This window comes from Hymenobacter nitidus (assembly GCF_020447315.1).
Classification (GTDB): Bacteria; Bacteroidota; Bacteroidia; order Cytophagales; family Hymenobacteraceae; genus Hymenobacter; species Hymenobacter nitidus.
On record NZ_JAJADQ010000010.1, the window covers coordinates 145,240 to 169,757 of the forward strand.

General features: G+C 61.5%; 21 protein-coding genes and 2 tRNA genes. 4 read left to right on the plus strand and 19 right to left on the minus strand.

All coding sequences use genetic code 11. From position 1 onward, the window contains the following. Nucleotides 1-17 precede the first annotated feature (17 nt). Nucleotides 18-2,306 (plus strand): phospholipase D-like domain-containing protein, encoded by a 2,289-nt coding sequence (locus tag LGH70_RS18210; RefSeq protein WP_226188568.1) that lies wholly within the window; start codon nucleotides 18-20, stop codon nucleotides 2,304-2,306. Between the two features lie 57 nt (nucleotides 2,307-2,363). Here the strand turns inward: LGH70_RS18210 and LGH70_RS18215 are convergent, their stop codons facing one another. The 6 genes from LGH70_RS18215 to LGH70_RS18240 all read right to left on the minus strand — a co-directional run bounded on the left by LGH70_RS18215 (nucleotide 2,364) and on the right by LGH70_RS18240 (nucleotide 8,608). Beyond that, nucleotides 2,364-2,849, minus strand: a complete 486-nt coding sequence (locus LGH70_RS18215) for a hypothetical protein (protein WP_226188571.1) — start codon at nucleotides 2,847-2,849, stop codon at nucleotides 2,364-2,366. Between the two features lie 3 nt (nucleotides 2,850-2,852). Then, on the minus strand, nucleotides 2,853-5,276 hold the full coding sequence (locus LGH70_RS18220) for an endonuclease MutS2 (protein ID WP_226188574.1): 2,424 nt from the start codon (nucleotides 5,274-5,276) through the stop codon (nucleotides 2,853-2,855). A 111-nt stretch (nucleotides 5,277-5,387) separates the two neighbouring features. Continuing rightward, nucleotides 5,388-6,011 (minus strand): hypothetical protein, encoded by a 624-nt coding sequence (locus tag LGH70_RS18225; protein WP_226188577.1) that lies wholly within the window; start codon nucleotides 6,009-6,011, stop codon nucleotides 5,388-5,390. A 60-nt stretch (nucleotides 6,012-6,071) separates the two neighbouring features. Beyond that, on the minus strand, nucleotides 6,072-6,743 hold the full coding sequence (locus LGH70_RS18230; RefSeq protein ID WP_226188580.1) for a hypothetical protein: 672 nt from the start codon (nucleotides 6,741-6,743) through the stop codon (nucleotides 6,072-6,074). Between the two features lie 23 nt (nucleotides 6,744-6,766). Next, nucleotides 6,767-7,543, minus strand: a complete 777-nt coding sequence (locus LGH70_RS18235; protein WP_226188582.1) for a TIGR02757 family protein — start codon at nucleotides 7,541-7,543, stop codon at nucleotides 6,767-6,769. 99 nt (nucleotides 7,544-7,642) lie between these two features. Next, entirely contained in the window at nucleotides 7,643-8,608 is a 966-nt protein-coding gene (locus LGH70_RS18240; protein ID WP_226188584.1) for a septal ring lytic transglycosylase RlpA family protein, read from the minus strand. A 261-nt stretch (nucleotides 8,609-8,869) separates the two neighbouring features. Here LGH70_RS18240 and kdsB point away from each other — a divergent pair, with 261 nt between their 5' ends. Then, entirely contained in the window at nucleotides 8,870-9,628 is a 759-nt protein-coding gene (gene kdsB / locus LGH70_RS18245; RefSeq protein ID WP_226188710.1) for a 3-deoxy-manno-octulosonate cytidylyltransferase, read from the plus strand. Nucleotides 9,629-9,639: 11 nt separating this feature from the next. Here kdsB and LGH70_RS18250 read toward each other — a convergent pair whose 3' ends face one another. From LGH70_RS18250 to gap, 4 genes are all read right to left on the minus strand, one after another. Continuing rightward, nucleotides 9,640-10,059 (minus strand): DUF1622 domain-containing protein, encoded by a 420-nt coding sequence (locus LGH70_RS18250; RefSeq protein ID WP_226188585.1) that lies wholly within the window; start codon nucleotides 10,057-10,059, stop codon nucleotides 9,640-9,642. A gap of 86 nt (nucleotides 10,060-10,145) precedes the next feature. Then, nucleotides 10,146-10,496, minus strand: a complete 351-nt coding sequence (locus tag LGH70_RS18255) for a translation initiation factor (protein ID WP_226188586.1) — start codon at nucleotides 10,494-10,496, stop codon at nucleotides 10,146-10,148. A gap of 120 nt (nucleotides 10,497-10,616) precedes the next feature. Continuing rightward, entirely contained in the window at nucleotides 10,617-11,513 is an 897-nt protein-coding gene (locus tag LGH70_RS18260; RefSeq protein WP_226188588.1) for a diacylglycerol/lipid kinase family protein, read from the minus strand. Between the two features lie 92 nt (nucleotides 11,514-11,605). Beyond that, on the minus strand, nucleotides 11,606-12,613 hold the full coding sequence (gap, locus tag LGH70_RS18265; protein WP_226188591.1) for a type I glyceraldehyde-3-phosphate dehydrogenase: 1,008 nt from the start codon (nucleotides 12,611-12,613) through the stop codon (nucleotides 11,606-11,608). A 319-nt stretch (nucleotides 12,614-12,932) separates the two neighbouring features. On the opposite strand from gap, the gene LGH70_RS18270 reads away from it, so the two are divergent. Together LGH70_RS18270 and LGH70_RS18275 are read left to right on the plus strand one after the other, a co-directional pair. Beyond that, nucleotides 12,933-13,004: transfer RNA gene (locus LGH70_RS18270), tRNA-Glu, on the plus strand. A 21-nt stretch (nucleotides 13,005-13,025) separates the two neighbouring features. Beyond that, nucleotides 13,026-13,097: transfer RNA gene (locus LGH70_RS18275), tRNA-Glu, on the plus strand. 204 nt (nucleotides 13,098-13,301) lie between these two features. Here LGH70_RS18275 and LGH70_RS18280 read toward each other — a convergent pair. From LGH70_RS18280 to LGH70_RS18320, 9 genes are all read right to left on the minus strand, one after another. Then, a complete protein-coding gene (locus LGH70_RS18280; protein WP_226188594.1) occupies nucleotides 13,302-14,846 on the minus strand; it encodes an aldehyde dehydrogenase family protein in 1,545 nt (514 codons plus the stop codon). Nucleotides 14,847-14,934: 88 nt separating this feature from the next. Further along, nucleotides 14,935-15,975 carry a class 1 fructose-bisphosphatase gene (gene fbp, locus LGH70_RS18285; RefSeq protein ID WP_226188597.1) on the minus strand — a complete coding sequence of 347 codons (1,041 nt, stop codon included), beginning with the start codon at nucleotides 15,973-15,975 and terminating at the stop codon, nucleotides 14,935-14,937. A gap of 95 nt (nucleotides 15,976-16,070) precedes the next feature. Next, nucleotides 16,071-16,547, minus strand: coding sequence for a nuclear transport factor 2 family protein (locus LGH70_RS18290; protein WP_226188600.1), 477 nt, complete (start codon nucleotides 16,545-16,547; stop codon nucleotides 16,071-16,073). 15 nt (nucleotides 16,548-16,562) lie between these two features. Continuing rightward, a complete protein-coding gene (locus LGH70_RS18295) occupies nucleotides 16,563-17,918 on the minus strand; it encodes an MFS transporter (RefSeq protein ID WP_431357430.1) in 1,356 nt (451 codons plus the stop codon). After that, the gene (locus tag LGH70_RS18300; RefSeq protein WP_226188603.1) at nucleotides 17,918-18,574 is read right to left on the minus strand and encodes a beta/alpha barrel domain-containing protein; all 657 of its coding nucleotides are present in this window, start codon (nucleotides 18,572-18,574) and stop codon (nucleotides 17,918-17,920) included. Before LGH70_RS18300 ends, LGH70_RS18295 begins: the two co-directional genes overlap by 1 nt. Before the next feature lie 93 nt (nucleotides 18,575-18,667). After that, complete coding sequence (locus LGH70_RS18305; RefSeq protein WP_226188605.1) at nucleotides 18,668-19,678, minus strand: sugar kinase; 1,011 nt, start codon at nucleotides 19,676-19,678, stop codon at nucleotides 18,668-18,670. A gap of 69 nt (nucleotides 19,679-19,747) precedes the next feature. Beyond that, complete coding sequence (gene uxaC / locus LGH70_RS18310; RefSeq protein ID WP_226188607.1) at nucleotides 19,748-21,199, minus strand: glucuronate isomerase; 1,452 nt, start codon at nucleotides 21,197-21,199, stop codon at nucleotides 19,748-19,750. 139 nt (nucleotides 21,200-21,338) lie between these two features. Further along, a complete protein-coding gene (locus tag LGH70_RS18315) occupies nucleotides 21,339-22,994 on the minus strand; it encodes a UxaA family hydrolase (RefSeq protein ID WP_226188609.1) in 1,656 nt (551 codons plus the stop codon). Further along, a complete protein-coding gene (locus tag LGH70_RS18320) occupies nucleotides 22,991-24,517 on the minus strand; it encodes a tagaturonate reductase (RefSeq protein WP_226188611.1) in 1,527 nt (508 codons plus the stop codon). The genes LGH70_RS18315 and LGH70_RS18320 overlap by 4 nt, the downstream gene beginning before the upstream one ends. Nucleotide 24,518: the final 1 nt, after the last annotated feature.

Sequence of the window (24,518 nt, forward strand, 5' to 3'; positions counted from 1 at the left end):
CCTCCTACCCACTTTTCATGAAAAAATTTACCCTTTTCGCCCTGCTGACTCTCGGGGCAAGCGTACCTTCTGCCCTGGCCCAAACGGTTGAGACCATCGCCTCAGCCCGGGCAAAGGGCGTGGGCGCTACGGTCGCGGTACGCGGCACGGTGTCCAATGGCTCCGAGCTCGGCGCTATTCGCTACCTGCAAGACAAAGAAGCCGGCCTGGCCGCTTATTCCACGGCGGCCAACTTCACCAGCCTGGTGGTGGGCGACAGCATCGAGGTGCGCGGTACGCTCAAGAACTTCAGCGGCATTCTAGAAATTGACCCGGTTACCTCCGTAACAGTACTGGGCCGCAACCGTCCGCTGCAGGTGACGGCGGTGGATGTGGCTAATGCCGCCACGGTGTATGCCGAGGCCTACGAGGGCCGCCTGGTGCGCCTCAACAATGCCACGAGCATTAGCACCGCCTCGGGCGCGCCGGTGAGCGTATTTTCCGGTAACACCAACTACACCGTAAATGCCCCCAGCACCCTGACGGTGCGCACCAACTCGGCCTCGACCGGCGCGGCCGGCCTGGTAGGCAAACCGGCTCCGGCGGGTCCCTTCGACGTGATTGGCATCATGAGCCAGTTCTCGACCACGGGCGCCGGCGGCTACCAGCTGCTGCCCCGCCTCTACGCCGACTTCGTGCAGGAAGGCCCCAAGATCATCAACGGTCCGCTGCCCACGGCCCTGACGCGCACCAGCTTCAACGTTACGTTCCAGACTCAGAACCCCGGCGACACGAAGGTGGAATACGGCACCACGCCCGCCCTGGGCACCGTGCTGACCAGCACCCCGGCCACGACCTCACACCAGATTTCTCTGTCGGGTTTGCAGCCCGCCACGGTGTACTATGTAAAGGTGTCGTCGACCAACGCCAGCGGCACTTCCGCCAGCGGCATCGTGCCCATGATTACCGTGTCGAACTCGACAGGTAAGATGCGCAACTACTTCAACGCCTCGGTAAACACCAGCCTGGCTCTGCCCAACAACGCGGCCCTGTACCTGAACCAGACCGTACCCGACACGCTGGCCCGCTACATCGACCGCGCCCAGGAATCGGTGGACGTAGCCATCTACAACTGGGACAATGCCACCATTGCCGACGCCCTGAACCGGGCCCAGGCCCGCGGCGTGAAAGTGCGCCTGATCTACGAGGCCACCAACACGATGCGCAGCCTGCCGCTGGTGAACCCGGCCATTCCGCGCATCGGCCGCGACTCGGACAACGACGCCAGCAACCGCGGCATCATGCACAACAAGTTTGTGGTTATTGATGCCAACAGCGCCAACGCCAACCGCCCCTGGGTCTGGACCGGCTCGACGAACTGGACCGTGGCTCAGCTCTTCACCGACCCCAACAACGTTATTGCCATTCAGGACCAGAGCCTGGCCCGCACCTACACGATGGAGTTTGACGAAATCTGGGGCTCGAACGGCATGACGCCCGGCACGCCGGCCTACGGCAACCGCAAAACCGACAACACGCCCCACTTCTTCCTGATTGGCGGCTCGCGCGTGGAATCGTGGTTCAGCCCCACCGACAACGTCAACTCGCGCCTGCTGGAAACCATCCGCACGGCCGATAACGACCTGCACTTTGCCACGATGCTCATCACCCAGGCTGAAATCGGCCAGACCATCCGGGACCAGGTGCAGCTGCGCAACATTGCCGGCTGCTCGGAAGGTCTGCTCAACGATACCTCCAACACCGGCACGGGCGCTATTTTCCGCACCATCCGCACGGCTTTGGGCAACCGCATTATGGTGAAGAACACGCCCGGCATCATGCACCACAAAACCATCATCATCGATGCCGGTGCTTCCCAGTCGGATCCGCAGGTGTTTGTGGGCTCGCACAACTGGAGCGCCTCGGCCAACACGACCAACGACGAAAACACCCTGGTGGTGCACGACGCGCTGGTGGTAAACCGCTACTACCAGGAATTTGCCAGCCGCATTGCCAGCCAGAACCGTGGCGTGACGGTGTGTAACCTGGTGCTTTCCAACAAGACGGCCACCGTGCAGCAGTCCTCGGTGCAGGTGTACCCCAACCCCACCAGCGGTAAGTTCCGCCTGCGGGTAGAGGCCAGCAAAGCCCGCACCGCCACCGTTACCCTGCGCGACGTAACCGGCCGCGTAGTTCTGACCCAGACCGAGAATATCGAGGCTGGCGAAGAAGTGAAAGTTGATGCTTCGGCCCTCGGTGCCGGCTTGTACATGGTACAAATCGTTACGCCCGAGTCCACACAGGTTAGCCGCGTGATTGTGGAGTAACTTCCGCAGCTTTCTAAAAGCAGAAAAGGCGGCTCCCAGATTGGGAGTCGCCTTTTTTTATGATACCTGGGTAAGTGAAGTAAGCTGAAAGCTGCGTTCTACATCCCGCCGCAGCAGCCCGGTTGATGCCCGGTGCAGAATCCATAAAGAACCGCTGCTCAGGGCCCAGGAACCGAGGCTGAAGCCGACATGCAGCCAGTGCATTTTCCATAGGCAGGAGAAACCGGCCAGGATGGCAAACAGGGAAATGCCGTAGAACAAGGGCTGCAGCAGCGGGGCCGGGTACACAATCAGCATCACCTGCGCTCCAACGGCTGCGGACTGGATTTCAAGCGTAGCCCGTTGCTTGCCGGAAAAGCGCAGCCTACCCAGGGCCACCTTCGGCGTTACTTCAAGCGCCGCCGCCGACTGCCAGCCGGCTGAGTAGACATTTGGGTGCAGCGGGCCACCCTGCCGGGCAATAAACTCGTCGGCCGAAGCCCGGAAGGCTTCGGCCGATAAGCTGCTCTGGTAGGCAAAGTGCTGGGGCTGGCTGACGAACATCGGCTACTTCAATACCGCTACCGTGGCACCGTCGCCGCCCCGGTCGGCGTGCTCGTCGGCCACGCTGGCGGCGGCCCGCACCCGGTGCAGGTAGTCGCGCACCACCTGGCGCAGAACGCCATTGCCGCGGCCGTGCAGGAACTTGATTTCGGGTATGCCCAGCATCACGGCGTCGTCCACGAAGGCCATTACCTTTTGCAGGGCATCTTCGGCACGCTCCCCGCGCAGGTCGAGCACGGGACTGAAGTTGGCCATGCGCCCGGTCAGGTCCATGCCCATGCTGGCCGAGGCGCTGAAGCTGGCCTTTTCGGCTTTCTTCTCCCGCTCCCGGATTTCGGCCCGGCCCACCTTTTCCAGCTGGCTGGCTTTCAGGATGGTTTTCATCCCCCCAAATAGCACCTCGGCTGTTTTGCCCTTGATGCTGATCAGCTCCCCGTAGCCATCCTGCCCCATCAAGGCCACTTTGTCGCCGGGCTTGAGGGTTTTGGGGTCGGCTACTTCGCGCGAGGCTTTGGGCTTGGGCGGCTCAATCTGGAGCTTCTCGCGCACGAAGGTGTCGAGCTTGTGGCGGGCGTCCTTGGTCTTTTCCTTGTCGGCCTGGTTGGTCCGGATTTCGGCAATGGTGGCCTCTATCTGCTGGTTGGTGTCCTTGAGCAGCAGCTTGGCCTTGGCCTTGGCGTCGCGTAGCACTTCCAGGGTGGTGTCGTCGAGGTGCTTGCGCAGGTCCTGGTATTCCTGGGCGGCCTTTTTCATGCGCTTCTCGGCTTTGGCGGCCTCGGCATTGCGCAGCTCCAGGTCGGCCTTTTCCTTTTCCAGACCTTCCAGCAGCCGGTCGTAGCGGATTTTGTCCTTACCCACCAACTGAGTGGCCCGCTCCACAATCTGCTTGGGCAAGCCGATTTTGCGGGCAATTTCGATGGCGAAGCTGGAGCCAGGCTTGCCGATTTCGAGGCGGTAGAGGGGCTGCAGCCGCTCGGGGTCGTAGCGCATGGCCCCGTTCACGATGCCGGGCGTGCGCTCGGCATAGTTCTTCAGGTTGGTGTAGTGGGTGGTGATGACCCCAAAGGCACGGGCCCGGTTGAGCTGATCGAGCACGGCTTCGGCAATGGCGCCGCCCAGGGCGGGCTCGGTGCCGGTGCCAAATTCGTCGATGAGCACCAGGCTGCGCTTGCCGGCCAGGGTCACAAACTGCTTCATGCTCAGCAGGTGGGACGAGTACGTACTCAGGTCGTTTTCCAGGCTCTGCTCGTCGCCGATGTCGAGGAAAATATCGTCGAACACGCCGGCTTCCGAACCGTCGCCGGCCGGAATCAGCAGGCCGCACTGCAGCATGTACTGCACCAGGCCCACCGTCTTCATGCTCACCGATTTACCCCCGGCGTTGGGACCCGAAATCAGCAGCATCCGCTGGTCGGGGTTCAGCTCCATATCCAGGGGCACCACTTCGCGGGGGTTGTCCTTGAAGTGCTCCTTGAAGGTGAGGTAAAGCAGCGGGTGGCGCACCTTTTTCCACTGCATCAGCGGACGGGGCTGCAACACGGGCATCGTGGCTTCCAGGCGCCCGGCCAGCAGGGCTTTGGCCCGGATGAAGTCGAGCAAGCCCAGGTACTGGTAGGCCTTGCGCAAATCCGGAATATGGGGGCGCAGCTGGTCGGTGAGATGGGTCAGAATGCGGATCAGCTCGCGCTGGTAGGCATTTTCGAGGTCCTTGATGTCGTTGTTCAGCTCGAATACGGCTTCCGGCTCGATAAATACGGTCTGGCCCGAGGCCGACTCGTCATGAATCAGACCTTTGACGCGGCGCTTGTGCTCGGCAATAACGGGCAGCACCAGGCGGCCGCCGCGGATAGTAGGCTCAGCGTCGCCGGGAATCCAGCCTTCGTTTTTGGCGTGGCGCAGAATGCCCGCAATCTGCTTGCGCAGCATGCCCTGGCGGTTAATCAGCTCCTGGCGCAGCTGCGACAACAGCGGTGAGGCATTGTCGCGCACCTGGCCCTCGTCGTCAATCACCTTGTCCATGGCCGCCAGCAGGTTGCGGTCGACCTGCACGCCGATGCCGAGCAGGCGCAGCGTGGGATACAGCGTTTCCTCGGCGTGGGTGAAGAAAGTAAGCGCCTGGCGGATGGTGCGCAGCGACATTTTCACGGCGAAAAACGCCGACACGTCGAGGTAGGCGCCGGGCAGGCTGGCGCGCACCAGGTGCGGGTGCACATCGTGGTAATGCTGGCTGGGGAAGTCGGCGCCCGACTGGAGCAGGACGCGGAACTCGTCGGTTTGCAGCAGCAGCTTTTCCAGCTGGTCGTGCTTGGTCTGGAACTGCATCTTGGCCACAAACTGGCGGCCCAGCGCGCTCAGGCACAAGCTTTCCAGCATCTCGCGCAACTGCGCGAAGCCGATTTTCTGCTCGAAGTTGTTGGGAAGAATCAAACTCGGTAGAGGGTATTTAGGGTATTGGGAAGGAGTGTAAAAGTAAACATCTGCGGCGAGGCGAAAGATTCGCGCAGGTTAATAATTAGCGAAGAAAAGTCTGGCTACGTGCTAGCGGCGCTGGGTGCGGGTGTTGTACCAGCTAACCGCGTAAAGCACAAACCCTACGCTTAGCAGCGCCAGGAAGAACAAGGCCGAGCCACTGCCATCCGCCGAGTGATAGTACCAGCGGGCAAAGTAGCCGAAAGCGCCCAGTAGCAGCGTATACACGACTAGCCAAGCGGTGGCAACCTGGCTGCCCCAATAAGGGTCAGTCCATACCCCAGCTGCAGCGCCGGTATGGGTTTGCTGGTAGCGTTCCGTATTGGCCCTGAGCTGGCGCACCATGGCACTGAACGGGACGTAATCTTTACTGCCCAAAGAAAGCCGGGAGCCATCTCTAAGCTTAAGCTGCAGCCCCAGGCTTCCTTTGCCCACCACGAAACGGCACGTGGCCATAGCCTCAAACGGCAAGTGCAGTTCCTGGCCGGTAGCCCGGTTTTGTATCGACAGCTTCTCCTGCGAAACGGTAATACGAGCGTACTGGCGGATCTGGGCCTGAATAAACCGGAACAACCCGTACAGTGCGCCAACTGCCAGGATCAACAAACCCAGCTGCATAGCTCCGCTGGCGTGGGATAAAGAATAGAACAGGCCCAGCATAGCTCCCAGGGCCAAACCCAGCCAGCCCAACATGAGCCACCCAGCTTTGCGCTAATCGACTAATAGCAACTCGAATTGCGTTTCCACGGGCGGCTATCCAGCAGTATTCTTGCGGCGGGCATTCAGCCAAGCTCCCACATAGGCCAGCCCAAAACCGTAGAGCGTAAAGAGCGAGCCTGATTTTCGGCTGTTGCTGTCGGGCCCAAATGCTTTCCAGCTGAGGTAGAACAGCACGATGGCAAAGCCGATGCCCACTACCGTAGCTATAGGCTTCTCAAAAAACGGGGTTTCCCGCTTCATTGCCGGGCTCAATCGAGTTCCTGAGTCCGGGGCCTGAAATGCCCGGGCTTCCAGATCGGCCACCAGTTTTTCGAGGTCATCGGCCGCGCAGAAATGCTCGTTATGCCGGAAAACAATCTTCTCCCCGGAATGCAGCTGTAGGCGCAGCCGATTGGTTCCGCTAAAGGCATTGTAACCAAAGGAAACAACCTCGCTGAGGGGCACGCGGCGCGCTGGCGCAGTCTCCCCGGCCCGAATCTGCAGCATGTCGTCGGCTACTACAACGTGATACCTGCGCACGGCCAGCTTCTTGGTCAGCACATGAAACAGCACCAGGGCCAGCAGGGCTACAGCTAAAAAGGCGAGTTTGTGGCTGCCCCACCCATAAGGCAGCAACGGGAAAATGCTGATAGTAAGCACCGCCAACACAAGGAGAAGGGCCAGGCAAATGCCGACGTGCAAGGTCTGAATGGTGTAGCTTTTCATGGGATTTAGCTGCTATTGGTTCCCTATAGCTTCTTCTCCTCCACCCCCAGCCCAAACAAGGCAAAGTCGTATTTCACCGGGTCATTCGGGTCTAGCAGGCGCAGGTTGGCGGTCAGCTCCTCTGCGGCCCGCCAATCCACAACGGGACGGGTGAGCAGACCCAGCTGCCGGGCCTGGCGCTCCACGTGCACGTCGATGGGGCACACCAGCTCGGCCATGGGCAGGCGGGTCCAGAGGCCGAAGTCGACGCCGTGCGAGTCCTGGCGCACCATCCAGCGCAGGTACATATTCACGCGCTTGCAGGCCGAGCCGCGGGCGGGCGTGGCCACGTGCTTGCGGGTACGCTGGGGCGCGTCGGCGAGGCTGAAAAACAGGTTGTGGAAGTTTTCGAGCCGCTCGCGCTGGGTAGGGCCGTGCAAAAAGGCGTCTTCCAGCGTGGCGTGGCCCTGTTCCCGGTAAAACCAGCGCAGCCAGTGCACGAAGTACAGCAGGTCGGTGTCGCAGAACGTGCGGTGGCAGAAGCCGAGCAGCTTTTTCAGGTCCTCGTCCTGGTGCTGGGTAATGAACTGATGGGGCGCGTCATCCATGCGGCGCAGCAGCTCCGTCACCTTGCTGATAATGGTGGGCCGCCGGCCCCAGGCCAGCAAGGCCGCAAACAGAGCGCTGATTTCCACGTCGGCCCGCTGGCTGAAGCGGTGCGGAATGCTGATGGGGTCGTGCTCAATAAAAGCCGGCTGGTTGTAGCGCACGTAGCGCTCCTCCAGCACGGCCCGGATGTTTTGGAGTTGGGCGGTTTGCACGGGCGGGCAGGCGTAGATAAAGCAGTAAAAAAAGAAAGGCTATCCTGTCGGTAGCCTTTCCATTGAGGTTTGCAAAAGCAAAATAAGACGGGCGGCCGCTTACGGCACGTACGACGTTTCCACGCGGAAGCGGGCATCGGGAGTCGCCAGCTTCTGCACGGCCCGACGCGAGAGGCGCACCAGCACGTTGCTGTTCTCCCCCGTGTCGGGCAGCTGCCCAATCACACGCACGTACACCGACTGCCCATTCATGATGTTGCGCACCTGCATGATGGTACCCACGGGCGCCGTTTTGTGCAGGGCCAGATACTTGTCGGTGCCGCCGCCCTCGATAATGGCCGCCAGGCCACCTTCGGTCACCTTGCGCACAATCTCACTGGCGCGCTCGGGCACCTTCTCTTCCTCCTTAGCCGGCGTAGCGGGCATGGCGGCAGTGGCTGGGGCAGTTTCCTTCTCCTTTTCCCGGTCGGTGTCCTCGGCCCGCTCCGGCCGGTTGGTGGGCGCCGGGGCTTTCGGGGCCGCCGCCGCTACGGGCTCTGGCGCCGCAGTACCGGCGGCCGGGGTGACAATCAGCACCTGCCCCACGCGCACCCCGGCGTTGTCGGGCAGCTTGTTGAGGCGGGCCAGGGCATCGGGCGTCGTGTTGAAGCGGCGGGCAATAGAAAACAGGGTCTGGCCCTTTTCCACCTTGTAGGTTTTGTTGCCCCGCGCGTCGGTGGTCAGGTCGCGGCTGGCGGCTGCGCTGGGCGCCGGGGCCGCGGCGGGTGTTTTGGCCGCGCCGGCCGTGTTCATCACCACGCGGTTGCGTGGCACAAGCACAATCTGGCCGGTTACGAGCGTGCCTTCCAGCTTGGGGTTGGCTTCCACAATCTGGTCGACGGGCACTTTGTAGCGGCGGCTGAGCCCGTAGAGGGTTTCGCCGGGCGCGACTTTGTGCTTGATCAGGACTTTATTATTCCGGTATTCAACCCCGATGGAATCGGGCAGGATGGTGGGGCCAACGGCTGCCGAAGCAGAGAAGCCACCGAACACACACGCGGCAAACAGCAAGGAAAAGCGGGTCATACGGACAGGGCGCGAAAAACAGGCAACGGGCGAAAAACGAGACGGGTGGCACGCTGCCAGCAGAATAAACGCAGCCGAAAGATAAATAAATAATCCTTGAGCGGACTGGATAAGGCGGGTAATCCGGGCCGAAACCCGGTTATTCCGCCGCTGCAGCGCGTGCCGACAGGCGGTATAGCCAATTTAGCGCCACATTGGGTAGAAGCCTACATTTCGCCTACTTTCGACTCTTCATTCCCGCCCTACCGCCTTTCTGATATGCTGAACGCTATTGGCATTATTCCCGCCCGCTACGCTTCTACCCGCCTGCCCGGCAAGCCGCTCACCGATCTGGGGGGCAAAACCATGATTCAGCGGGTAGTGGAGCAGGCCCGCCTGGCCCGCCTGAGCCGCGTGGTCGTCGCCACCGACGACGAGCGGATTCTGACCCACGTGCTGGACTTCGGGGGCGAAGCTTTTCTCACCTCCCCCGACCACCCCAGCGGCACCGACCGGGTATTCGACGCCTACTGCCAGCTCGACGTGCCGGCCGACTGCATCATCAACATTCAGGGCGACGAGCCATTTATTCAGCCCCAGCAGATCAACGCCCTGATTGCCCTGTTTGAGGCCGATCCGCGCACCCAGCTGGCCACGCTGGTGAAGCCCGTGGAAACCCAGGAAGAGCTGTTCAGTTCGCACATGCCCAAAGTTGTGCTTGATGCGCGCGGGCAGGCGTTGTACTTCAGCCGCCACCCACTGCCCTACCAGCGGCAGTTTCCGCAGGAGCAGTGGCTAACCCAGCACCGCTACCTGCGCCACATCGGGCTCTACGCCTACCGCCCCGATATTCTGGCCGAACTCACCCGCCTGCCGCCTTCCTCCCTGGAGCTGGCCGAGTCGCTGGAGCAGCTGCGCTGGCTGGAAAACGGCTACCACATTCAGACGGCCGAAACCACGGCCGCCACGCTTGGCATCGATACGCCGGAGGACGTGGTGCGGGCCCTGCGGCTGCTGGCGGATTCGAAGCAGCAGGCGTAGCGCGGCCGGGGCTACGTCAGGGGCTTATCGGCTAGCTGGTCGGTTTGCCGGGCTATTTTCTGCTCCCCTTCCGCCCGCTGCTCATCTTTCATCTCCTTGGTCAGAAAGAAGTTGAGGGCCGTCCGAATAATAGCAATTGCGCCCAGCTTACCGATTTGCTCCCAGCTGGGCGCTATGGCCGTCGAGAGAATGTCGGCTCCCAGCTGAAACTCCAGGGCTAGGGCCAGGTAGCGGGCCAGCGTCAGGCGGATGGCCGTGAAATCGGCGGTGCGCCGGTGCCAGAGGGCCAGCAGAAACAAACGCCCGGCCACCAGGATTCCGAGCCCGATAATCACAGCCCCTATCGTTTCGATACCGAGCTTGAGCCACTGCACGGCATCGATTACGCCGTTTTCGGCCAGGCTACGGATGGTTAGAGCTTCAACAGGCATAAGAGCAGACAAAACGGGAGTCAACTGCCCGGCGGGCCGGGATACTGCCTATACGGCACATTTGCCCGGCGGGCAGGGCGGGCCTGTTATCCGCCCGCTTTTTTGGCCTTATACTTCTGCTCCAGCAGCACGGCCAGCACTTTGTCGCGAAAGTCGCCCTGAATCAGGATTTCGCCGTCTTTGGCGTTGCCGCCCACGCCGCACTTGGTTTTGAGCAGCTTGCCCAGGCTTTGCAGGTCGGCATCCTTGCCCACGAAGCCGGTGATGAGCGTGACCTGCTTGCCGCCACGGGACTTTTTATCGAGCTGCACGCGCAGATTCTGCTGCTGGGGCGGCAGGGTTTCCGCTTCCGCGTCAGCGCTATGCTGGTATTCAAAATCGGAGTTGGTCGAATACACCACGCCTTCCCGGCCGCGGCGGTTTTTGTCGTCTTTCATCTGGTGAGGTGGTGAAATGGTGGGAGGGTGAAATGGCAAGATGGAGAGTTGGGGAAATTGCCGTTCTACTGGCGCGAGTATGGGCATATTGAACGACAAACTCACTACAGCACCATCTCCCTACCTTACCTTTTTTGCGGGTACGGCGACTTCCAGGGCCAGGGGTTCGAGGCGAACGTCGAAGTGCTGCGCATCGCCCACGTAGTCGCCATCGACGTGGAAGCCCAGCGCCTGAGCGGCCTGCACGTGCACCTGGCTGCAGGTATGATACACGGCCTGGCCCGAAGCGGGCAGGTTGCCCAGTGCCAGCCCGATACTCACCCGCACGGCCCGCAGCAGCGGCATGGCATCAATCAGGCACAGGTCCAGCAATCCGTCACTTATATCGGCCAGAGGGGCAATGTAGGCGTTGTTGCCGTACTGGGCCGCATTGGCAAAAGCAAGCACGTAGCAGTTGGTTTCCTGCGTGTTGCCCTGCATCGTGAGGCTAATTGGGGTGGGCTGGAAGCGGCGGTATTCGCGCACCGCTACCTGCACGTAGGTACCCAGCCCCCGCGTGCCGGCTAGGGCAAAGCACTTGCTCACGTGGGCATCAAAGCCCAGGCCGGCCGTGCAGAAAAACGGCCGCTCGTTGATGTAGCCCACGTCGATACGCTGAAAATCGGGCCTAACGAGCTGGCGGATGGCGTCGGGCAACGCCAGGGGCACGCGCATGTGCCGGGCCAGCCCGTTGCCCGAGCCGCGGGGCAGAATGCCCAGCGCAGCCTGCGTACCGAGCAGCCCCCGCCCTACTTCGTTCACGGTACCGTCGCCGCCCACGGCCACCACGATGCGGAAGCCGTCGGCGGCGGCCTGCCGGGCCAGCTCCACGGCGTGGCCGGCGTACTGGGTCAGCCGCACTTCATAGTCGACGGGCTCGGCGGCCAGATACTGCGCCAGCAGCGCCGGCACGTCCTGGCGGCGGTTGGTGCCCGAGTTGGGGTTGATCAGAAAGCAAATGCGCAGCTTCTCAGGCATAGACGGCAACAACGCAGCGGGAAAGGAAAAGTTAAAAAAAAGCCCGCCCAACCGGGCAGGCTTTTTTTACGAAGGACGATGAGCAGTCCGAATTACTTGGTCATGGCCTCACCCAGCTTCTGGATCAGGTCGGCCGTGCGGGTGCTGTAGCCGGTTTCGTTGTCATACCAGCCGATAACCTTGGCCAGCGTGCCGCTGGCGGCCGTCAGCTCCGAGTCGAAGATGCAGCTGTGGGGGTTGCCCACGATGTCGATGCTCACCAGCGGATCGGTAGCGTACTCGATGATGCCCTTCATGGCACCATCAGCTGCCGACTTCAGCGCCGCGTTGATTTCTTCCTTCGTGGCTTCGCGCTTCAGGACAACGGTCAGGTCGGTCATCGAGCCATCCGGCACGGGCACGCGCATGGCCAAACCGTCGAGCTTGCCTTTCAGCGTGGGCAGCACCAGACCAACGGCCTTGGCAGCACCAGTGCTGGTGGGGATGATGCTGTAGGCGGCGGCGCGGGCGCGGCGCAGATCTTTGTGGGGCGCGTCCTGCAGGTTCTGGTCGGAAGTGTAGGCGTGCACCGTGGTGATGTAGCCTTTTTCAATGCCGAATACCTCGTCCAGTACCTTCGCCATCGGGGCCAGGCAGTTGGTGGTGCAGCTGGCGTTCGAAATGATAGTTTCGTTGCCGGTCAGGATATCTTCGTTGACGCCCAGTACTACGGTCGGGATGTTGCCGGTAGCGGGAGCCGAAATCACAACTTTCTTAGCGCCAGCGGTGATGTGCTGACCAGCGCCAGCCTCGTCCACGAAGCGGCCGGTCGATTCGAGCACTACGTCAACGCCCATGCTGCCCCAGGGCAACAGCTTGGGGTCGCGCTCAGCCAGGGCAGCAATGCGCTGGCCATTTACCGTCAGGCTTTCCTCGTCGTAGGTCACGGTGCCGTCGAAACGACCGTGCACCGAGTCATACTTCAGCAGGTGCGCCAGAGTCTTGTTGTCCGTCAGGTCGTTGATAGCTACAACTTCCACGTTGTCGCGGCCAAGCAGCGACTTGAACGTCAGGCGGCCAATCCGGCCGAAACCGTTGATGGCGACTTTAATTTTAGCCATAATAAAGGGAGATGGGGTTTAACGGCCCCAACGGGACCGAGTGAAAACGCGGAGCGAAGGTACCGGGTCCGGCCAACTTCGCCAAATCAATATCTACCCCGAAAAAATGCCCTTCCGCTCCTGCTGTTTCCTAACCGCTCCGGCCGGAAAAAGTCCCGCCCCACAGTGACTCCGCCGCCGGCCGGGAGGTTAGCTGCTTTTTTTCAAACTGAATATCAACGAATTTACCCCGGCAGCGCACTTTTTTTTGGTCCGGCTATTGTGCGCAAGGTTCCCTTATCTATCTTTGCAGCATCAAAACGGGATGGGCTGTTTATCTGGTCCGTTCGTCTAGGGGTTAGGACAGTAGATTTTCATTCTACCAACAGGGGTTCGATTCCCCTACGGACTACTACCCGTCCTGTTTTGAAATGGTCCGTTCGTCTAGGGGTTAGGACAGTAGATTTTCATTCTACCAACAGGGGTTCGATTCCCCTACGGACTACGCACTCTTCTGGAGAACCTAAAAACGCCCTTTGCACTACGCAAAGGGCGTTTTTGTTTTCATGCTGTGCCGTGTTCCTGGCTAAAATGCCCGGAACGAGCACTAGTTCAGGTTTGCTGCAATCCGTTAAGCCAACAGCGGCCGGCTCCTTCCTGCTGGAAAGAACCGGCCGCTGTTGTGAGGAGCTGAAACCGCCGCCGAAACCTATATTTTTTCGGGCAGCAGCGTGGCTTCGGGGTAGTTGCCGAGCACGGGCTGGGCGGCGTCGCCTTCCGTCACGGCTTCCACCAGCAGCTTGCCGCCCACGAAAGCCCCTTTCCAGGACTCGCCCAGGCCGCCAAATACTTCTTCCCGGTCGCCGCGGGAGCGGAGCTTGTTCACGCCCACTTTAAAGGCGCGCACCTCCCGCGCGGTGCGGGCGGCCCACTTCGCGTCGTCGGAAGCCACGGCGGCTACCAGGGCCCCGTTGCTGATGTTCATTTCGCCCACCAGCTCCTCTACCCTATCCACCAGCACAATGGAGTCGATGGGGCCGAAGGGCTCCTTGAAGTATAGCTCGCTCTGCCGGGGCAGGTTTACCAGGGCCCGGGGGGCGCGGTAGGCACTCATGTCCTGGCCGGGCAGAAACAGGTTTTCGTCGAGTTTGCCGGCGTAAATGGGCGTGGCGCCGGTTTTCAGCGCATTGTCGTAGAGCCGGTCGAGGTCTTCGGCCTGGGTTCGGTTGATAACCGGGCCAAAAGCCAGGTCGGGCAGGGCGTCGCCGGGGTTGTCGACCAGCGTGGGGTTGCCCACCTTCAGGCTTTTGATGGCCGTGTGGTAGGTTTCCAGGAACTCGGGAAACAGGCTGCGCTGCACCACAAAGCGCACGTAGGCCGTGCAGCGCTGCTTGCCGTAGTCGTAGCCCTTCTTGAGCTGGTCGGCCAGGCTCTGCCAGTCGCTGTAGTCCCAGATGCCGTAGGTGTTCACGCCTTCCATTTCCAGCATGTAGCGCTTGTGCTCCGAGCTCAGGGCGTCGGCAATGTTGCGGCCGTTGTAGCGCCCGCCCACGAAGGAGAGGCAGTCGACGGCGTCGTTTTTCACCAGCACTTCGCTCAGCTCGCCGCCCCCACCGCTCACCAGCGTCACGGGCAGGCCGCAGCGCCGGGCAATGGCAAAGGCGAAGCTCAGGGAAATAAAGCCGCCGTCGGTGGGCGTTTTGGCAATAACGGAGTTGCCGCACAGCACCTGCACCAGCACGGCGTGCAGCAGCACCGAATGCGGGTAGTTCCAGGAGGCAATGTTGGAAACCAGGCCCAGGGGCTTGCGGGTGCCCAGCATCTCCTCGATGTTGTCGACGTACCACTGCACGCCCTCAATGGCGCGGTCAATATCAGTAAAGCCCAGCTTGTAGGTTTTGCCGATTTCCCACATCAGCAGCTTGCCGACCAGCTCCACATGCTCGCGCAGCTGGTTGAGGCAGTCCTGCACTTTCTCGCGGCGGGCGTCCAGGTCGGTGCTGGCCCAGGCGGCGGCTTCCTTTTTGGCCGCCTGCACGGCCTTCAGAGCCGTTTCACGGTCCAGCATCGGCATCCAGCCCAGCTGAGTACCGTCGATGGGCGAGAGAAATTCGCGGGGGGTGCCGGGCTGCTGCCAGCGGCCTTCCATCAGGTTCTGAAACTTGCCGTCGGGCGTGAATATTTCGGGCGTAATCTGCTTAACCTGGTTCAGCAAGGCGCCGAACTCCACCGTGGGCGAAATGATTTTGGGCATGAAGGAAAGGTAAGGGTGTTGGATGAGACCAGGCGGGCGGGAAGAAAACCAGAGCGGCGCGGATGCAATATGCGGTAAGTAAGATATTTTAGCGGGCTTCGCCAACCGCGCTGCTGACGGCCGGCTCGTTTTCCATGCAGGCTACCAAGTCGTCGACCATGGCCGAGGAGCCGATGAAGAGCGGGGCGCGCTGGTGGTAATCAGTGGGCACGATGTCGAGGACGGCCTCGGTGCCGGCCAGGGCTTTGCCACCGGCCTGCTCGATGAGGAAGGCCAGCGGATAGCCTTCGTAGAGCAGGCGCAGCTTGCCGTTGGCATTTTTGGCCGTGGGCGGATATAGGTAGATACCGCCCTTAAACAGGTTGCGGTGGTAATCGGCGACCAACGAGCCGATGTAGCGTCCACTGTAGCGGCGCTCCTTGCACTGGGTGAGGTAGCTGCGCACCCACTCGGGGTAATCAAACCAGTTGCCTTCATTGCAGGAAAACGTGGTGCCCTGCTCGGGAATCTGCACGCCGTCGTGGGACAGGAAAAATTCCCCCAGGGAGTTTTCGTACGTGAAGCAGGCCACGCCATGGCCGGTGCTGTAGACGAGCATCGTGCTGGAGCCGTACAGAATGTAGCCCGCGCCCACCTGCTTGCGCCCGCCCTGCAGAAAGTCTTCCCGCGTGGCCTTGCTGCCGATGGGCGATACGCGGCGGTAGATGCTGAAAATAGTGCCGATGCTCACGTTCACATCGATGTTGCTGGAGCCGTCGAGCGGGTCCATGGCTACCACGTAGCGGCCCTGGTCGTTGCCGGTGTGGATGATTTCGTCGTCTTCCTCCGAGAGAATGGCGCAGGCCTCACCCCCGTTTTTCAGGGCCCGGATAAAGCGGATGTTGGCTACCACGTCGAGCTTCTGCTGCTGCTCGCCCTGCACGTTCTGGGCGCCGTAGTTGCCGGTAATATCCATCAGGCCGGCCCGGTTGATTTCCCGGTTCACGATTTTGGCGGCCAGGGCCATGTCGCGCAGCAGCTGGCTCAGCTCACCGGTGGCGAAAGGAAATTCGGCCTGCTTGCGCATGATATAGCGGTCCAGCGTGGTGCCGACGGGGCTGGCCAGGGTATTTTCTTGGGGTGCGGTCATGGGTGGGAGTCGGAAAGTGTCGGATACGATGAGGCTCAGAAACCAGTTTCCCTCCGCGGAGGGAGGGAAACTGACTTTGGCGCTTGGTTACTCTATTAGCTTTTGGCTTCAGGCTGCTTCTGGCTTTGCCAGAGCACCACCTGCCAGCCTTTCTTGGCGTCTTTCACCTGCACCACCACGTACTTGAGGTGGGCAATGTTGGGCGTGCCGTCGGGCTTATTGGGCTGGGTGATGGTGATGGTACCGTTCACCACGGCGGCTTTGCCGTCGTTGTAGGCCCGCACGTTCAGAGCTTCCACGTCGATTTTGTCGTAGACGCTCTTGCCGTCCCGGATGCTCTGGATGTAGTCGGGCTTGCCGTTCTGCTTGCCGTTGGAGTGAGTGTACACCAGGTCGTCGGCAAAGACTTTCTCCAGAAAGGCATAGTCTTTTTTCACCTGGGCCTCAAAACGCTGGCGCTCCAGGGCTTCCACTTCCTTGACGGCCGCCATATCTTTCTTGTTGGTTTTGGATTGGGCCAGAGCCGCCACGCCGAGCACGAGCAGCAGGGCAAACGTGAGAAGTCGTTTCATGAGTACCGCTAATGCTTAGGCTTCGAGGTCGATTTTCTTCATGCGCGGGGCCAGGAAGTGCATCAGCACCCAGGCCAGCAGGTAGGCGCCCCCGCAAATCCAGAACATGATAAAGTAAGCCTTGTCGAGCTGGCCGATGCTTTCGTAGTAGACGAACATACGTTTCTGCACCAGGGCCGTGAGGGCAATGCCGCCCAAGCCACCGGCCATGCCGCCAATGCCGGTTACCGAAGCCACGGCCCGCTTGGGGAACATGTCCGACACGGTGGTGAAGATGTTGGCGCTCCAGGCCTGGTGAGCCGCGGCGGCAATACCGATAACCAGCACGGCCAGCCACATATCAATCTGCCCCAGACGCTGGGCAAACACAATCGGGAATACGCACAGGGCGATGAGCAGCATGCTGGTTTTGCGGGCTTTGAAAGCGGGCATGCCGTTACGGATAAAGTTCAGCGGAATCCAGCCGCCGCCCACGCTGCCGATGCTCGACAGCACATACACGGCCGCCACGGGCAGGGCCACGGCGGTGCCTTTCAGACCGTACTGCTTGTTGAGGAAGTCGGGCAGCCAGAACAGGTAGAACCACCACACTGGGTCGGTCAGGAACTTGCCCAGCACGAAGGCCCAGGTCTGGCGGTAGGTCAGGAGCTTAAACCAGGATACTTTGGGCTCCGTCTCGATGGACGCCGCGGCCAGGTCGTCCACGTCGGAGTGGATGTAGTCGAACTCGGCCTTGGTGAGCTTGGCGTGGCGGGCGGGCACTTCGTAGAGCCAGAACCACAGCCCCAGCCAGACAAAGCCGATGGCGCCGGTGATGATAAAGGCCCACTGCCAGCCGATGGTTTCGGCAATCAACGGCACCGTCAGTGGGGCAATAATAGCCCCCACGTTGGAGCCCGAGTTGAAGATACCGGTGGCCAAAGCCCGCTCCTTCTGCGGAAACCACTCGGCCGTGGTTTTGATGGCGGCCGGGAAGTTACCGGCCTCCGTCACGCCCAGAAACGCCCGGGCCACGCTGAAACCCAGCGTGCTACTCACGAAGGCGTGGCCGATGGCGGCCAGGCTCCACAGAAACGTCGATAGGGCATAGCCCATCTTGGTGCCGAGCTTGTCGATGATGCGGCCTACGCCCAGCATACCTAGCGAGTAGGCCAGCTTAAAGGCAATTTCGATGTTGGCGTAGTCGCCCGAGTTCCACTTGAACTCGACTTCCAGGTAAGGCTTCAGCAGCGAAATTACCGCCCGGTCGAGGTAGTTGACCGTGGTGGCAAAAAACACCAGGGAGCAGATTGTCCAGCGGTATTTGCCGATGGTAGAGTCCAACGAGGGCGGGTTGGGCACGGTTGGGGGGATAACCGGGGCTGTGTTCATCACGAAGCGCGAGAGGTGAGAAATTGCATAAGTGGCGCAATCCGCGGCGCGAGGACGGCCACGTCGTCGGCGCCTTTAAAGAGCTGGGAGCCAATCCCAACCACATTTACGCCGGCCCCGAACCACTCGGTGAGGCTGGCCTGGGTGGGCTCTACCCCACCGGTTACCATGAGCTTCACCGCGGGCATGGGCCCGCGCAGGCTCTTGATAAAGTCGGGACCGAGCACGTTGCCGGGGAAAATCTTGACTAGGCCCGCCCCGAGCTGGCTGGCGGTGTACACTTCGGTGAGCGTCATGGCGCCGGGCACCCAGGCCACGTCGTGGCGGCGGCAGGCCTCGGCCACGTCAGTGGTCATGATGGGTTGCACCACGAAGTCGGCGCCGGCGGCAATGAACTGCTCGGCCTGGGCCGCGGTGTAGATAGTACCGATGCCCAGCAGCATCTCGGGCAGATGCTCGCGCACGTAGCGCTGCAGCTGGGTAAAGACTTCAAAGGCATTGGCCCCGCGGTTCGTGAATTCAAAGACGCGGACGCCGCCTTCGTAGCAGGCCTTGACCACGCGCTGGGCGTAGGCCGCGTCGGCGTGGAAGAACACCGGCACCAGTGGGGCCTGCAGCACGCGCTCCAGAACTTCGGCGGAAGAGTATCGGGACATGGGTTTTGGTTTTTAGGTACTGGTTGTTGGTTTTTGGCTCCTGGGATTCAGCATTCTGGGCCAAAAACCAACAACCAGCAACCAAAAACCAATTTAGCGGAGCAGGCGCCCCGAGGTGTTGCCTTTCACCACTTCGTCGACTTCGGCCTTGGTGGCCAGGTTGAAGTCGCCGTGAATGGTGTGCTTGAGGGCGGAAGAAGCCACCCCGAAGGTCAGGGCCTGCTGCTGGTCGTGGGTCGTGAGTGAGCCGTAGATAAAGCCCGCAATGAAGGCGTCGCCGCCCCCGATGCGGTCCACGATAGGCACGATGTCGTAGCTGGGGCTTTCCACGAAGCTCTTGCCATCGTAGAGGATGCCTTTGAGCTGGTTGTGCGAGGCGCTCAGGGTTTCGCGCCGCGTGGTGATGACCTGCTTCACGGTGGGAAAGCGCGCCATCAGCTGTTCGGCCATCGAAGTAAAGCTATGCGAAGCACCTTCTTGCGGTACAATGCCGAATAAATCTTCGGAATCGTTTTCGGAAGCCACGATGACGTCGCAGCCTTCGACCAGCCCTGGCATTACATCCTGGGCTTTCTGCCCGTACTGCCATAGGTTGCGGCGGTAGTTCACGTCGCCCGACACGGTGATGCCCAGTCGGCGGGCCGTAGTTATAGCATCCTGGCAAGCCTGGGCGGCGGCGGCGGAAATGGCCGGCGTGATGCCCGTCCAGTGAAACCAGCTGGCGTCTTTCAGGATTTCCTCCCAGTTGAAGTCTGCGGGCCGCAGGTTGGCAAAAGCCGAGTCGAACCGGTCGTACACCACCTTGCTGGGCCGCATGGAGGCCCCGACTTCCAGGAAATACAGCCCCAGCCGCTCCCCGCGAAACACGGTGTGCTGCATGTTCACGCCATAGCGCTGAAAGTGCTGGGTAGCGGCTTGGCCCAGCTCGTTGGCAGGAAAGCAGGTGACGTGGGCCGCGGGCATGCCCAGCTGGGTCAGGGACGCGGCCACGTTGGCCTCGCCGCCGCCGTAGGTGGCTTCGAACGTGGGGGTTTGGGTTAAGCGGTAGTTCAGCGGCGGCGAGAGCCGCAACATGATTTCGCCGAACGTGACTACCTGCTTCATGAAAGGAGTGGTTGTGAGGAAAGAATCAGGAAAAAGAGCGGGCCCGCAAAGCAGCCGGCCCGCCGCAAGCTAGGCTTTCTCGGCTACGCGGGCGGCTTCTACCGGCTCGGCCTGGCTTTCGAAGCCAAAATAGCCCTTGGCGTTGTTGTAGCAAATGTTCTGCACCATGCCGCCTAGCAGCTCCATATCATCGGGCAGCTCGCCGTTTTCCACGTCGTTGCCCAGGATGTTGCACAGGATGCGGCGGAAGTACTCGTGGCGCGGGTACGAGAGGAAGCTGCGCGAATCGGTGAGCATGCCCACGAAGCGGCTCAGCAGGCCCAGGTTCGACAGGGCGTTGATCTGGCGCTCCATGCCGTCTTTCTGGTCGAGAAACCACCAGCCCGAGCCGAACTGCATCTTGCCGGCCACAGTACCGTCCTGGAAGTTGCCGATCATGGTGGCAAACAGCTCGTTGTCGGCCGGATTCAGGTTGTAGAGAATCGTTTTGGCCAGCTTGTCCTGGGTGTCGAGCCGGTCGAGGAACTTCGACAAGGCCTGGCCCTGCGAGAAGTCGCCGATGGAGTCCCAGCCCGTGTCGGGGCCCAGCTGGCGCAGCTGGCGGGCGTTGTTGTTGCGCAAAGCGCCCAAATGGAACTGCTGGGTCCAGCCTTTCTCCCAGTCCAGCTCGGCCAGGAATACCAGCATGGCCGACTTGAATTGCAGCACTTCCTTCGGCTTCAGGCTTTCCCCGCCGCGCACTTTGGCGAAGATGGCGCTGATTTCCGCGTCGGTGTAGTCGTCGGCGTAAATCTGCTCCAGGCCGTGGTCCGACAGGCGGCAGCCCAGGGCGGCGAAGTAGTCGTGGCGCACGCGCAGAGCTGTGAGCAGGTCCGGGTACGAGACAATATCCACGGCGGCGGAGGCACCCAGCTTATCGAGGTAGGCGTTGTAGGCCGAGGCATCTTCGGGGCTCATGGCCTTATCGGGGCGGAAGGTGGGCAGCACCTGTACGGCAAACCCCGAGGCGGCCAGGGCCCGGTGGTGTTCCAGGGAGTCGGCCGGGTCGTCGGTGGTGCACAGCGTCTTCACGTTCATCTTCAGCAGCAGGCCGCGCACCGAGTACTCGGGCGTCTGAAGCAGGGCGTTGCAGTGCTCGTAGATGCGGCGGGCGCTGTCCTTGTTTAGCACCTCGGTCACGCCGAAATAGCGCTGCAGCTCCAGGTGGGTCCAGTGGTAGAGCGGGTTGCGCAGGGTGTAGGGCACGGTTTCGGCCCACTTCTCGAACTTCTCCCAGTCGGAAGCACTGCCCGTGATGTAGCGCTCGTCGATGCCGTTGGTGCGCATGGCCCGCCACTTGTAATGGTCGCCGTAGAGCCAGAGCTGGGTGATACTCTCAAACTGCTTGTCCTCCGCAATCTGGTCGGGCAGCAGGTGGTTGTGGTAGTCGATGATGGGCATCGGGGCGGCATACTCGTGGTAGAGCATGCGCGCGGTTTCCGTCTGCAGCAGGAAATCAGTATCGAGGAAGGGCTTTTTCATAATCGTTAAGTGGGGCCGGGTGGGAAACCGAGTGTTAATAGGAGGTCGGAGGTTACAGGAGCAAGGTAAACGGCAGTAAAAGTATCCGCATCCTGAACTCTCCTGCTAGCGAAGAAATGCGGGATGCGGCCCTGCTACTCTACAAGGATACGCCGCGTTTCCAGGGAATAAAGTCGGTCTGGCCGTGGCGCACGGCGGCCACTTCCTCCCCGCTGGCCACGCGAACCACGTAGTCCAGAATCCGCTCCCCGGCCTGCTCGATGGTTTCCTCGCCGTCGATAACGGTGCCGGTGTTCAGGTCGATGATGTCGGGCATGCGCTGGGCCAAGGCCGTGTTGCTCGAAATCTTCACCACGGGCGCAATCGGGTTGCCGGTAGGCGTGCCCAAGCCGGTGGTGAAGAGCACGATGTTGGCGCCCGAGCCTACTTCAGCCGTCGTCGATTCCACGTCGTTGCCGGGGGTGCAGAGCAGGTTCAAGCCGGGCTTGGTCACCAGCTCGGGGTAGTCGAGCACGGCCACTACCGGCGACGAACCGCCTTTACGCGCGGCCCCGGCCGACTTCATGGCGTCGGTAATCAGCCCGTCCCGGATGTTGCCCGGCGAGGGGTTCATGTCGAAGCCCGAGCCCACGGCCACGGCCGATTCGCCGTAGGCCTTCATCAGGGAGCTGAACCGCTCAGCCGTCGGCTGGTCTACCGAGCGGTCGACCAGCTCCTGCTCCACGCCGCACAGCTCGGGGAATTCGGCCAGAATAACCGAGCCACCGAGGGCGACGAGCATATCCGACACATGGCCCACGGCGGGGTTGGCCGAAATACCGGAAAAGCCGTCCGAGCCGCCGCACTCCAGACCGATGGTGAGCTTGCTCAGGGGCGCGGGCTGGCGGTGCTGGGCGTTGGCCTGCATCAGGCCGGCAAAGGTCTGGCGCAGGGCCGTGCTGATCAGGGCCTCTTCGGTCCCGATTTTCTGCTGCTCCAGAATGTAGAGCGGCTTGTAAAACTGCGGACTGCGCTTGTTTATTTCGTCCTGCAGCATCGAAATCTGGGCGTTCTGGCACCCCAGGCTCAGCACCGTCGCGCCGGCCACGTTGGGGTGGGTAATGTAGCCGGCCAGCAAACCGCAGAGGGTCTGGGCGTCCTGGCGAATACCGCCGCAGCCGCCTTCGTGCTGCAGAAACCGCACGCCGTCCACGTTGGGAAACAGCTTGGGCTTGTGCTGGCTGGTTTCGGTCGAGTGCAGGTCGGTGGCCAGAATTTCCTCCACCGTTTTGCCCGCCTGCATCAGCTGAATCAGCTCCTGGGTCTGGGGCTGGTAGCTCTTCTTGCGGCCGTAGCCCAAATCGTGCACCAGGGCTTCTTCCAGCACCTGAATATTGCGGTTCTCGCAGAATACCAGGGGAATAACTAGCCAGTAGTTGGCCGTGCCCACGCGGCCGTCGGCGCGGTGGAAGCCCATGAAGGTGCGCTCCTGCCACTTGCTCACGTCGGGCACGGGCCAGTTCAGGCGGTGCATACCGGCAGTTTGGTCAAATGAGTCGGTGGCGTGCTGAATGTTGGAAGTAGTGAGCAGGCCGCCGAGCGGAATGCTCTGGCGCACTTTGCCCACCAGCACCCCGTACATGTGTACTAAATCTCCGGGCTCGAAGGCCTGGGGCGCTACTTTATGCTTGGCCGGAATAGCCTGGGTCGTCGTTATCATGCCATCCTTCCACGGCACGGGCGTCCCGATGGGCAGGTCGGTGAGGGCGACCAGCACGTTGTCGTGGGGATGAATTTGGGCTACTAAATGCTTCATGAGGCAAGGGAAACCTTGTGGGTAAAATAGCTGGCCAGCGTGGCCGCCGCGCCGTCCTGCAGCAGCTGGTGCAGGTACTTCTCGACGCGGGCCGCGAAGCCGGGCAGTTGGGCCAGATCGTGGCCCCAGAGGGTTTTATTACGCAAAACAGTGGCCGTTAATTCCGCCGGGCCCTGCTGTTGCCACAGCTCGGCGAAGTAGCCGGCCTTCTCATCCTGAATCGGGTAGGCTTGACCGTTGGCCTCGCCGTACCATATCTGGTCGTGCTGCTGGGTGCCGCGCATAAAGAGCAGGTAGGCGGCAAAGCCCAGGGCCACGTAGTCGGGCGCCACGCTCAGCTTCTGGTAGTAATGCAGCAGCGTGGGCACGTTGCGCATCTGAATTTTCATGGTGTAGTTGAGCGTGATGCCCAGCCAGCGGTGCTCGATGTAGGGGTTGCGGAACCGGTCGAGCACCTGCATGCCAAAGCGCTGGCCTACTTTCTCGTCCACGGCGTACGGGATGCCGGGCAGCAGGTCGGCCAGCATCAGGTTCTGGATAAAGCCGGCCATAGCCGCGTCGTCCATAGCCGCGCGCACCGTGTCGAAACCGCTAAGGAAGGCCAGGCCGCAGCTGAGCGTGTGCGTGCCGTTGAGCAGGCGCAGCTTCAGCTCCCGGAACAAATCGATGTTGGGCTGCACGATTACCCCTGCGTCGACCTGCTCGAAAGACAGCACCGATTTCACGTGCGCATCGCCCTCAATGGCCCAGAGCAGGTAGGCTTCCGACATCGTGAGCAAATCGTCGGAGTAGCCCAGCTCGACTTCCAGGGCGGCCTGGGTGGCGGCGTCGGGGCGGCCGGGCACGATGCGGTCCACGAGCGAGTTACAGAAGTGGTTGGCCGATTCGAGCCACTCGATAAAGTCCGCGTCGAGGCCATTGAGGTGGGCCAGCTCCAGCACGATGCTTTCCAGCTTGGTGCCGTTGCCCGGAATCAGTTCGGTGGGCACAATCACCAGGCCCTTGTCCTGAGCACCCCCAAACGCCTGCCAGCGGGCAAAGAGCACGGCCAGCAGCTTGCCCGGAAACGACACGGGCGGGGCCTGCTGAATCGACTCGGAAACGAGCTGAATGCCCACTTCGGTGGTGTTGGAAATGACTACCTGCAGCTCAGGGCTCTGGGCCACGCGCAGCACCTCGGCCCACTGGCTTTTAGCCGACAGCACCCGGCTGATGGCCGAGCACACCACGTTTTCCTCCACCGTCTGACCATCGGCAATACCCCGGATGCTGAGCGTGTAGAGGCCGTCCTGCCGGTCGAAGGCAGTAGCGTCGCCCCCATCCGTGGACTTCACTACCACCACGCGGCCGTTGAAGACGCCCTGGCGGTTGGCCTTGTCGATGAGGTAGTCGGGCAGGCCGCGCAGCAGCACGCCGGTGCCGAACTGCAGCACCTTTTCGGGCAACTCAAAGTGTGCCGCCTCGGGCATAGCTACGGCCGAGGGCGAGAGGGCAAGTGCCGCTTGTTTGGATAAACTGGCCATA

Coding starts and splice junctions, on each gene's coding strand:
- LGH70_RS18210 (WP_226188568.1), top strand. CDS start 18: ATGAAAAAATTTACCCTTTTCGCCCTGCTGACTCTCGGGGCAAGCGTA.
- LGH70_RS18215 (WP_226188571.1), bottom strand. CDS start 2,849: ATGTTCGTCAGCCAGCCCCAGCACTTTGCCTACCAGAGCAGCTTATCG.
- LGH70_RS18225 (WP_226188577.1), bottom strand. CDS start 6,011: ATGTTGGGCTGGCTGGGTTTGGCCCTGGGAGCTATGCTGGGCCTGTTC.
- LGH70_RS18230 (WP_226188580.1), bottom strand. CDS start 6,743: ATGAAAAGCTACACCATTCAGACCTTGCACGTCGGCATTTGCCTGGCC.
- LGH70_RS18240 (WP_226188584.1), bottom strand. CDS start 8,608: ATGACCCGCTTTTCCTTGCTGTTTGCCGCGTGTGTGTTCGGTGGCTTC.
- LGH70_RS18250 (WP_226188585.1), bottom strand. CDS start 10,059: ATGCCTGTTGAAGCTCTAACCATCCGTAGCCTGGCCGAAAACGGCGTA.
- LGH70_RS18255 (WP_226188586.1), bottom strand. CDS start 10,496: ATGAAAGACGACAAAAACCGCCGCGGCCGGGAAGGCGTGGTGTATTCG.
- LGH70_RS18260 (WP_226188588.1), bottom strand. CDS start 11,513: ATGCCTGAGAAGCTGCGCATTTGCTTTCTGATCAACCCCAACTCGGGC.
- gap (WP_226188591.1), bottom strand. CDS start 12,613: ATGGCTAAAATTAAAGTCGCCATCAACGGTTTCGGCCGGATTGGCCGC.
- LGH70_RS18280 (WP_226188594.1), bottom strand. CDS start 14,846: ATGCCCAAAATCATTTCGCCCACGGTGGAGTTCGGCGCCTTGCTGAAC.
- fbp (WP_226188597.1), bottom strand. CDS start 15,975: ATGACCGCACCCCAAGAAAATACCCTGGCCAGCCCCGTCGGCACCACG.
- LGH70_RS18290 (WP_226188600.1), bottom strand. CDS start 16,547: ATGAAACGACTTCTCACGTTTGCCCTGCTGCTCGTGCTCGGCGTGGCG.
- LGH70_RS18295 (WP_431357430.1), bottom strand. CDS start 17,918: ATGAACACAGCCCCGGTTATCCCCCCAACCGTGCCCAACCCGCCCTCG.
- LGH70_RS18300 (WP_226188603.1), bottom strand. CDS start 18,574: ATGTCCCGATACTCTTCCGCCGAAGTTCTGGAGCGCGTGCTGCAGGCC.
- LGH70_RS18305 (WP_226188605.1), bottom strand. CDS start 19,678: ATGAAGCAGGTAGTCACGTTCGGCGAAATCATGTTGCGGCTCTCGCCG.
- uxaC (WP_226188607.1), bottom strand. CDS start 21,199: ATGAAAAAGCCCTTCCTCGATACTGATTTCCTGCTGCAGACGGAAACC.
- LGH70_RS18315 (WP_226188609.1), bottom strand. CDS start 22,994: ATGAAGCATTTAGTAGCCCAAATTCATCCCCACGACAACGTGCTGGTC.
- LGH70_RS18320 (WP_226188611.1), bottom strand. CDS start 24,517: ATGGCCAGTTTATCCAAACAAGCGGCACTTGCCCTCTCGCCCTCGGCC.